Raw genomic sequence first — 8,915 nt, forward strand, 5'->3', positions numbered from 1 at the left:
ACGGCGCGCGGTCGGTGACCGGGACGCTCCCCTCCCCCGCGTACACGATGAGCGCTCCGCTGCGCGCCCGGGGCGTGGTGCTCGGCCGGGTCACCGTCCACCGGCGGTCCGGAGCGCATCCCTACGAGCCGGCCGATCTGGACCTGCTGCGCGAGATCGCCATCCACGCGGGCCTCGCGCTGGACAACGCCCGGCGCTACACCCGCGAGCACCGGGCCGCCGTGGAGCTCCAGCGCAGTCTCCTGCCGCCCTCGCAGTCCGAGACGGTCGCGGTGAGCACCGCGGGCGTCTATCTGCCGGCCGACACGGGGACGGGTGTCGGCGGTGACTGGTTCGACGTCATCCCGCTCTCCTCGGCGCGGGTCGCGCTGGTCGTCGGGGACGTCGTCGGCCACGGTCTCACCGCGACCGCGACCATGGGGCGGCTGCGGACCGCCGTCCGCACCCTGGCCGATCTGGACCTGGAACCGGACGAACTCCTCGTCCACCTCGACGATCTCGTGTCCCAGCTGCGGGTGGAGACCGCGGCTCCGGACCGCGTGGACCGGTACGACGACGGCGCCGCCGGCGGGGGCGGGCGGCCGGACGACGGGCCGTCCGCTGCCGCCGGGGAGCCCGGCCGTCCCGGGGACCCCGAACCGGCCATCGGGGCCGGCCCCGGCCCGCTGGGCGCCACCTGCCTGTACGCCGTGTACGACCCGGTGTCGCGGCGCTGCACGCTGGCGTCGGCGGGGCATCCGCCGCCGGCGGTCAGAGCCCCGGACGGGACGGTGGCGTACGTGCCGCTGGAGCCCGGCCCCTCCCTCGGTACGGGCGGTGTGCCCTTCGAGACGGCCGAGGTGGTGCTGGAACGCGGGTCGGTCCTCGCGCTGTTCACCGACGGCCTCGTCACGGGCGACGGCGAGGGGCTCGACACGGGACTGGCGCGGCTCCGGGACCACCTCGCCGACGCGCACGTCACCGACGAGACGCCGCTGCGCGCGCTGGGCCACGCCCTCGTCTCCCGCCGCCCCGGGCAGCCGCTCACGGACGACGTGACGCTGCTCCTCGCCCGTACGCACGCGGTGTCCCCGGAGAACACGGCCACCTGGCCGGTGGAGCCGGAACCGGCCGCCGTCGCGGAGATCCGGGAGCGGGCCGCCCGGCAGCTGACCGCCTGGGGCCTGGACGAGCTGGCGTTCACCACCGAACTCGTGGTCAGCGAGCTCGTCACCAACGCCATCCGCTACACCGGAGGCCCCGTGGAGGTACGCATGATCCGCGCCGGCCGGCTGACGTGCGAGGTCTCCGACCCGAGCGCCACCCACCCCCGGATGCGGCGGGCGCGCCTGACCGACGAGGGCGGCCGGGGGCTCTATCTGGTCGCGCAGTTGAGTGCCCGCTGGGGCAGCCGGTACACGGCCAGCGGCAAGACCATCTGGAGCGAGCAGGACATCCCGGGCGAGCCGGCCGACGTACCCGGACCGGACCCGTCGGGGGGCAGTTCGGTCACTCCTCCGGCCGCTCTGTGAGCCGGGCCGTCACGCCGTCCGCGCGGGGTCGTACGGCCGCCCGGTAACGGGAGGGCGGGGTGCCGTACCGCTCGGTGAACGCCTGCCGAAGGGACTCGGCGGATCCGAAGCCGGAGCGCGCGGCGACGGCCGGCATCGTGAGCGTGGTGGAGGCGAGGAGCTGAGCGGCGGTCTCGGTGCGGACGTCACGGACGTACCGTCCGGGTGAGCGGCCGAGGTGCTCGGTGAACAGGCGCGTGAGGTGACGGGGGGTCACTCCCGCCAGGGCGGCCAGGGCCGCCGTGCCGAGGTCGTGGTCGGGGTGGGCCGTGATGTGGTCGACGAGGGTGCGGACCAGGGCGTCGCGGGGCGGGGGCGCCGCGGTGAACAGGCTCATCTGCGCCTGGTTCCCCGGTCGCTGGAGGTGGACGACCAGGTGGCGGGCGACCTCGCGGGCCAGGTCGGGGCCGTGGTCCTCCTCGATGAAGGCGAGGGTGAGGTCGAGGGCGCTGGTGATGCCCGCCGCCGTGTACACGTTGCCGTCGCGCGTGTGGATCGGGGCGGGGTCGACGGTGATCTCCGGGTGACGGGCCGCGAGCAGGGGCGCGTACCGCCAGTGGGTGGTGGCCCGGCGTCCGTCGAGGAGCCCGGCGGCGGCGAGCACTCCCGCTCCCGTGCAGACGGAGGCGACGCGCCGGCTCTCCCGGGCCAGGCGGCGGACGTGGGCGACGAGGCGCGGGTCCGCGGCGGCCCTTTCGACGCCGGTGCCGCCGGAGACGACGAGGGTGTCGAGCGGGCCCCTGACCCGTTCGAGGGCTTCGTCGCTGCCGAGAAGGAGCCCCGAGTCGCAGCGGATGGCGCCACCCCCGGGGCCGGCCACGCGGACCCGGTAGGGGACGGCGGGTTCGCCGATCCCGTTGGCCGCCGCGAAGCCCGTGGTGACGCAGGCGATGTCCAGCAGCTCGGCCGCCGCGTACCCGACGACCACGATCAGGCGTTCCCCCATGGGCGGGACCCTACGGCGGAAGGACGTGTACCCCAAGGAGGCGGACACCGTTCGGTGCCGGCCTCGGCGCGGGACGGGCGGGTGGGGACAGTGAGGGCATGACGATCGACCGACTCGCCCACCGGTGGCCCACGTTCCTGGCTCTCGCCCTGGCCGTCGTGACCTTTGCCGACGGCGTGCCGCCGGCCCGGTTCCTGGCTTCCCTCCTCGTCGCCATGCCCGTCTGCTACCTGGTGTTCGGCGCGCTGCGCGGGGAGTTGCGCCGGCGGCGGGCGCTGCGCGTGCAACTCCTCGGGCTCGCCGGTTTCACGGCCGTGGCGCTTCTCGCGCTGTCCGTCTCCGTGCCGCTCGCGCTGTACGTGGTGGCGGCGGGCTGGCTGGGCCACGCCGTCTGGGACGTCGTCCATCTCCGCTCGGGAGCGGTCGTACCGCGGGCCTGGGCGGAGTGGTGCGGGGTGGTGGACGCCTCCGGGGCGCTGGCGATCGCGCTCCTGGCGTGACGGCGCGCCGCCCGGGCCCGGCGCTCGGCGGACCCGGGCGGGCGGGCGCCGGGCCCGGGGTCAGGCGTACGGGTCGAAGGGGATGCCCGCGGGGAGGGCCTTGGCCAGGTGGGCGGCGAAGTTGCCGTCCTTGAGGCCGAAGACGGCGCTGCCGAAGTCGGCCTGGACGAGCTTCTCGCGGACGCCGGGCGGGTAGCCGTTCCAGCCGACGAGGCTCGGGAACTGCCAGGTCCCCCGGTGGTTCTCGGGCGGTTCGTCGTTGCCGCCCGCGAGACGGAAGCAGTGCGTGCTCCAGCCGTCCTTGTGGTAGACGATCTTGGGGTGGGTGCCGTCCCAGCGGACGCGGTCGCTCGGGTGGACGTCGAACCGGCCGTGGGCGGAGGTGGCGACGTACCGGGCGCGACCCTCGTGGATCCAGACGACCACGTGCTCCCAGTCGTGGCGGTGGCCGCCGAGACCGCTGCCGGCGACGGCCTGGTCCTTCTCGAAGTAGAGGCCGTACAGGACGCCGCACCAGCCGTTGTTGCACTTGTGGCGGGCGTATCCGTTGGTGTTGGCGAGGTCCGAGGCGTCGCGGCACTGGCCGTTGAGCGCGCCGGAGGGGTTGAGGCCGCCGTTGACGGTCCCGTCCACTCCGACGGCCGGGGTCGGGTAGCAGCCGTCGGTGTCGTAGTCGTAGGCGGGCTGGTACGTCTCTTCCAGCGGGTCCGCCGCGGCGGGGAGCGCCGGGGGCGGGGCGGCGAGGGCGCTGCCCGGCGCGGCGCCGAGCAGCGCGAGGGTCATGGCGAGGACGAGCGTCCCCCTGGCACGGTTCCGCATGGTTTCCCCCACGTCTTCCTGGTCCGGGGTGCGCCGGTGTCGGCGGCACCAGGCACTGACATGCCCACCTCATCCCGGTCCAATCGCGGGACGGCTCGCGCACGGCTGGAACCCGCGACGGCAGACTCCTCCCGACGGCGTGAGCGCGGGACGAGGGAGACGAGGACGGCTCGGCACGACCGGCGGACGGGGCGCGCGGTCGCGGCGGCGGTGCTCGCCGCGGCCCTCACGGTGGGCCTCGCGGCCTGCGGCGCCGACACGGATCCCGGGGGAATGCGGGCGGAACCGGAGGGGGCGGCTCCGCGGGCGTGCTCCCGGCCGCCCTGGACGGCGTTCCCGCGGACGCGGGGAGGTCACGCTGACGTACGCGGACGGGCGTGAGGCCCGGCGACTCCTCGGTGCGGACACTCCTCGGCGCGGACGAGGAACTGTACGGTGGCCTGGACGGGTTCGGGATCCCGGAGCCGGCGCACGCGCGGTACGACGGCGGGTCGCCGCGCGCGGCCCACGGCTTCGACGCGGCCGACGTGGAGACCTCCGTGCACATCACGCCCGGGCCGGCCGTCTCACGGGGCGCTTCGACGTGGCCGCCGTCACGGCCGCGCTGACGAAACGGGGCCGGAAGGAGGAGCGGACCGAGGGCGGGACCCTGTTGCGCGACGGGCCCGCGCGGACGGCGGTCCCCGAGGGCGTCCGCTCCTTCACGGCGGGTCCGGAGAACGCCCTGCCGCCACCGGCGGCCCCGGAGCGTTCGGTCGCCGACGATCCGGCGTACCGGTCCGTCGTCCGCGGCCTCGGCGAGGACGTGTTCACCGCCACCTTCCACGGCACGCGGCCGGACCGGAACCCTCCGGGTCTCACCCTGTTCGCGATCGGCGCCCGGGCCGGCGCCGACGGCTCGTCGCAGGAACGGCCGTGCGCCTCACCGCGTCGGCCGAGGGCGCCCGGCACGTCACCGACACGCTGAAGGCCCGGACCGCCGGGGGGCGAGCGGTTCGCCGGGGCCGCCCTCCGCACCGGGGGCGGCCCCGCCCCGATGGTCACCATGGAGCGGGCCGACCGGGCCGGATCGGGCCTGCGGCCCGGCGATCAGAACCGGACGGGCGAGCCGCCCCGGCTGCTCATGCCGCCGCGCCGGCACCGCCGGGCCACCGCCCCGCGGGCCGTCGGCTCAGACCGCCGGCGCGTCCATGAGATCGGACGGGTCGGTGTTGGCGCCGCAGAGGACGACGCAGACCCTCTCGCCGGGGGCGGGCCGGTACCCGCCGGCGTCCGGCCGCGCCGCGTCGCCCTCGGGGGCGAGGGCGGCCAGGGCCGTGGCGGCGGCGTGTTCGACGGCGAGGCGGCGGTCGTCCCACAGGGCGCGGCGGGCGCGGACGATCGCGTCGTCGGCGACGAGGGCGGTGCGGGCACCGTCCTGCCGGGCGGCCCACAGGGCGGCGGCGGAGGCACGGCGGGCACCGAGGGAGTCGGCGGCCACCGAGTCGACGGGCACGTCCACGGGGTGACCGGCCCGCACGGCGGCGTCGAGGGCCCGGCAGTTCTCGGGTTCGACGGCGACGGTGCGGATGCCGTGGTGGCGGGCGGCGGCGGCCACCCCGGCGAAGAGGCCCCCGCCGCCGACCGCGACGACGACGGTGTCGAGCCCGGGCACCTGCCGGTGGATCTCCTCCAGCAGGGTGCCGGCGCCGGCGGCGATCAGCGGGTGGTCGTAGGCGTGCGAGGCGAGCGCCCCGGTCTCGGCCGAGAACGCCTCGCAGGCGGCCAGCGCCTCGGCGTACTCGGTGCCCGTGAGGCGGACGTCGGCACCGTAACCGCGCAGCCGCTCCACCTTCACCTTCGGGGCGGTGACGGGCAGGAAGACGGTGGCACGGACGCCCTGGCTGCGGGCCGCCCAGGCGCAGGCGAGGCCCGCGTTGCCGCCGGAGGCGATGGTGACGCCGGCGGCGGGCAGGGTGCCCTCCTCCCGGTGGGCGAGGAGGAAGTTCTGCGCCCCGCGCGCCTTGAACGAGCCGGTGTGTTGCATGAGTTCCAGTGCCAGGTGGAGGGTGGCGCCGGCGCGGCCGAGGGGCTCGGCGGGCGTGAGGGCGACCGGGCGGACGTGACCGGCGATCCGGTCACCGGCCGCCTTGACGTCGGCGTACGTGAGGGTGTGCACCTGCTGCTCCTCGGGTGACTGCGCGGGCGGAGGGCCGGGCGGCCACGCGGTGACGGCCCGGACCCAAGGTGATCCTTTCAATGATCGCCGGAGGGCGGAAGGGGCCGGTACCGGCACCGGCGAACTCGCTAGACGAGACGTTCCGTCTCACTTACAGTGGTGCGCATGACCACGACTTCCCCCGCCCACATCGCCATGTTCTCCATCGCCGCCCACGGGCACGTGAACCCCAGCCAGGAGGTCATCCGCGAGCTGGTCGCCCGGGGACACCGGGTCAGCTACGCGATCCCCGCCTCCTTCGCCGAGAAGGTCGCCGCGACCGGTGCCACGCCCGTCGTGTACACCTCCACCCTCCCGACGGACGACGACCCGGACGCCTGGGGCACCGAACTGATCGACCACATCGAGCCCTTCCTCGCCGACGCGATCCAGGCGCTGCCCCAGCTCGCCCGGGCCTTCGAGGACGACCGGCCGGATCTGGTGCTGCACGACATCACCTCGTACCCGGCGCCCGTCCTCGCCCATGGCTGGGGTGTGCCCGCCCTCGCGCTCTGGCCCAACCTCGTGCCCTGGGAGGGGTACGAGGAGGAGGTGGCGGAGCCGATGCTCGCCGAGCTCAAGGCATCGCCGCGCGGCAAGGCCTACTACGGGCGCTTCGCGGCGTGGCTCGCCCAGCACGGCGTCGACACCCACCCCGACCGGCTGATCGCGCGCCCGCGCCGCGCGGTGGTGCTCATTCCCCGGGCCCTGCAGCCGCACGCCGACCGGGTGGACCCCTCGGTGTACACCTTCGTCGGCGCCTGCCAGGGCGACCGGTCCGAACAGGGGACGTGGACGCGTCCGGCGGGCGCGGAGAAGGTGCTCCTCGTCTCCCTGGGATCCGCCTTCACCAAGCAGCCCGTCTTCTACCGGGCCTGCGTGGAGGCCTTCGGGGATCTTCCGGGCTGGCACGTCGTCCTGCAGATCGGGAAGTTCGTCACCCCCGGGGAGCTGGGCGACGTCCCGGAGAACGTCGAGGTCCGTTCCTGGGTGCCGCAACTGTCGGTGCTGAGGCAGGCGGACGCGTTCGTCACGCACGCCGGGGCGGGGGGCAGTCAGGAGGGGCTGGCGACCGCCACGCCCATGGTCGCCGTGCCGCAGGCCACCGACCAGTTCAGCAACGCCGCGATGCTGGAGTCGCTGGGGGTCGCCCGGCAGCTGCCGATGGACGAGGTCACGCCGGAACGCCTGCGCGAGGCCGTGCTCGCCCTCGTCTCCGACCCCGCGGTCGCGCGCCGCGCCGCCGAGGTCCGGCGGGAGATGGCGGCGGAGGGCGGTACGCGGCGGGCCGCCGACCTCGTCGAGGCGGAACTCCCGGGCCGGTGACAGAAGGGGGCAGCCCCGGAGGCGCGTACGGCCTCCGGGGCTGCCCCCGTGCGCGTGCCGGTCAGGGTGCCGGCGCGGTGGTTACGGGACGAGCCGCAGCAGGCGGTTCGGGGAGCCGCTGCCGGGGCTGGTCACCTTGTTCGGGGTGGAGCCGTTGACGAGGGCGGAGGCGACCTGGGCCGGAGTGGCGGTGGGGTGGCCGGCCAGGTGGACGGCGGCGGCACCGGCCACGTGCGGGGTGGCCATCGAGGTGCCGGAGATGGTGTTGGTGGCGGTGTCACCGGTGTGCCAGCCCGCCGTGATCGACACGCCGGGGGCGAAGATGTCGAGCACGGACCCGTAGTTGGACCAGCTGGCCTTGGCGTCGGAGCTGTTGGTGGCGCCCACGGTGATCGCCTCGGGGACGCGGGCGGGAGAGGTGGAGGAGGCGTTGACGCCGGAGTTGCCGGCGGCGACGGCATAGGTCACGCCGTCCGCGATCGACCTCTTCACCGCGTTGTCGAGGGTGGTGGAGGCGCCGCCGCCGAGGGAGAGGTTGGCGACGGCGGGCGCGCCCGCCGTGTGGTGGGACGTCACCCAGTCGATGCCCGCGATGACACCGGCGGTGGTGCCGGAGCCGTTGTTGTCGAGGACGCGGACGGCGACGATCTTCGCGGCCTTGGCGACGCCGTACGTCTTGCCGGCGATGGTCGTGGCGACGTGCGTGCCGTGCCCGTTGCCGTCCTGGGCGACCGTGTCGCCCTCGACGGCGTCGTAGCCGTTCACGGCCCGGCCGGCGATCTCGCCGTGGCTGATTCGGACGCCGGTGTCGATGACGTACGCGGTGACGCCCGCGCCGGCGCTGTCGGGGTACGTGTAGGTGCCGTTCAGCGGCAGGTTCGCCTGGTCGATCCGGTCCAGGCCCCAGGGGGCGTTGGTCTGGGTCGCGTCGGCGCGGACGAGCCGGTTCTGCTCGACGGAGGCGACGGCCGGGTCGGCGGCCAGCCTGCGGGCCTCGGTCGCGTCGAGGGTGGCCGTGTAGCCGTTCAGGGCGGCGCCGAAGGTCTTGCCGACCGTGCCGCCGTAGCGGGCTATCAGCTTCCGCCCCTGGGCGGAGGAGGACTTGAAGCCCGCGTCCTGCTTCAGGGTGACGATGTAGCTGCCGGGCACGGCGTCGGCGGCACCGGCCGCGAGGACGGTGCCCTCGGCGGGAGCGGGGGCCGCCTGGGCGGGAAGGGCGGCGAAGGTACCGAGCAGTGCGGCGGCGGTCGCGAGGGACGCCGTGGCGGCGAGGCGGGCCGGGGTGCGCTGAGGGAGTGCCATGACGAGGGTTTCCTCCTCCTGGGCGCCGTGCCCCCGGGGTGGGGCGGCACGGCTGTGGGGGGTGTGCGTGGGGTTCACACACACGGCCGGGAGCGGTGGGGCCGCGCTCGGCGTGATCAGCAGCCTGGCCTCATCGGCCGCGCCGATCAAGGGAGTTGAATCCTTGTCATGCATCTGCCACAACTCTGCAATCGAATCCCCGTCGAACGCCCGCACGGTGGCGCGAACGGGCTGCTACGGTGGCCGGGTTCCACCCCCTAGGGGGCGGAACCCGG

General features: G+C 75.3%; 9 protein-coding genes. 5 read left to right on the forward strand and 4 right to left on the reverse strand.

The genetic code is table 11. The features are described from left to right. Nucleotides 1–1,511: SpoIIE family protein phosphatase (locus RIF68_RS17280; RefSeq protein ID WP_309052167.1), on the forward strand; the 1,511-nt coding region annotated here is incomplete at its 5' end. On the opposite strand, the gene RIF68_RS17285 is transcribed toward RIF68_RS17280, so the two are convergent. Then, a complete protein-coding gene (locus tag RIF68_RS17285) occupies nt 1,489–2,496 on the reverse strand; it encodes a DJ-1/PfpI family protein (RefSeq protein WP_309052168.1) in 1,008 nt (335 codons plus the stop codon). The two genes, RIF68_RS17280 and RIF68_RS17285, sit on opposite strands and share 23 nt — an antisense overlap. 98 nt (nt 2,497–2,594) lie before the next feature. Here RIF68_RS17285 and RIF68_RS17290 point away from each other — a divergent pair, with 98 nt between their 5' ends. Then, entirely contained in the window at nt 2,595–2,996 is a 402-nt protein-coding gene (locus RIF68_RS17290) for a hypothetical protein (RefSeq protein ID WP_309052169.1), read from the forward strand. 60 nt (nt 2,997–3,056) lie between these two features. Here RIF68_RS17290 and RIF68_RS17295 read toward each other — a convergent pair whose 3' ends face one another. After that, on the reverse strand, nt 3,057–3,815 hold the full coding sequence (locus RIF68_RS17295) for an NPP1 family protein (RefSeq protein ID WP_309052170.1): 759 nt from the start codon (nt 3,813–3,815) through the stop codon (nt 3,057–3,059). 377 nt (nt 3,816–4,192) lie between these two features. Between RIF68_RS17295 and RIF68_RS17300 the strand changes: the two genes are divergently transcribed. Together RIF68_RS17300 and RIF68_RS17305 are read left to right on the forward strand one after the other, a co-directional pair. Continuing rightward, on the forward strand, nt 4,193–4,423 hold the full coding sequence (locus RIF68_RS17300; protein WP_309052171.1) for a hypothetical protein: 231 nt from the start codon (nt 4,193–4,195) through the stop codon (nt 4,421–4,423). Then, complete coding sequence (locus tag RIF68_RS17305; protein WP_309052172.1) at nt 4,399–4,782, forward strand: hypothetical protein; 384 nt, start codon at nt 4,399–4,401, stop codon at nt 4,780–4,782. Before RIF68_RS17300 ends, RIF68_RS17305 begins: the two co-directional genes overlap by 25 nt. Before the next feature lie 204 nt (nt 4,783–4,986). Here RIF68_RS17305 and RIF68_RS17310 read toward each other — a convergent pair whose 3' ends face one another. Further along, a complete protein-coding gene (locus tag RIF68_RS17310; protein ID WP_309052173.1) occupies nt 4,987–5,973 on the reverse strand; it encodes a serine/threonine dehydratase in 987 nt (328 codons plus the stop codon). A gap of 165 nt (nt 5,974–6,138) precedes the next feature. Here RIF68_RS17310 and mgt point away from each other — a divergent pair, with 165 nt between their 5' ends. Beyond that, nucleotides 6,139–7,338, forward strand: coding sequence for a macrolide-inactivating glycosyltransferase (mgt, locus tag RIF68_RS17315; protein ID WP_309052174.1), 1,200 nt, complete (start codon nt 6,139–6,141; stop codon nt 7,336–7,338). Nucleotides 7,339–7,419: 81 nt separating this feature from the next. Here the strand turns inward: mgt and RIF68_RS17320 are convergent, their stop codons facing one another. Continuing rightward, nucleotides 7,420–8,640 (reverse strand): S8 family peptidase, encoded by a 1,221-nt coding sequence (locus RIF68_RS17320; protein ID WP_309052175.1) that lies wholly within the window; start codon nt 8,638–8,640, stop codon nt 7,420–7,422. Nucleotides 8,641–8,915 lie beyond the last annotated feature (275 nt).

Source organism: Streptomyces sp. (assembly GCF_031178505.1).
Taxonomy (GTDB): Bacteria; Actinomycetota; Actinomycetes; order Streptomycetales; family Streptomycetaceae; genus Streptomyces; species Streptomyces gulbargensis.

What these genes read in the sequence shown, in the direction of transcription:
- RIF68_RS17285 (WP_309052168.1), bottom strand. Translation starts at nt 2,496, where the DNA reads ATGGGGGAACGCCTGATCGTGGTCGTCGGGTACGCGGCGGCCGAGCTG.
- RIF68_RS17290 (WP_309052169.1), top strand. Translation starts at nt 2,595, where the DNA reads ATGACGATCGACCGACTCGCCCACCGGTGGCCCACGTTCCTGGCTCTC.
- RIF68_RS17295 (WP_309052170.1), bottom strand. Translation starts at nt 3,815, where the DNA reads ATGCGGAACCGTGCCAGGGGGACGCTCGTCCTCGCCATGACCCTCGCG.
- mgt (WP_309052174.1), top strand. Translation starts at nt 6,139, where the DNA reads ATGACCACGACTTCCCCCGCCCACATCGCCATGTTCTCCATCGCCGCC.
- RIF68_RS17320 (WP_309052175.1), bottom strand. Translation starts at nt 8,640, where the DNA reads ATGGCACTCCCTCAGCGCACCCCGGCCCGCCTCGCCGCCACGGCGTCC.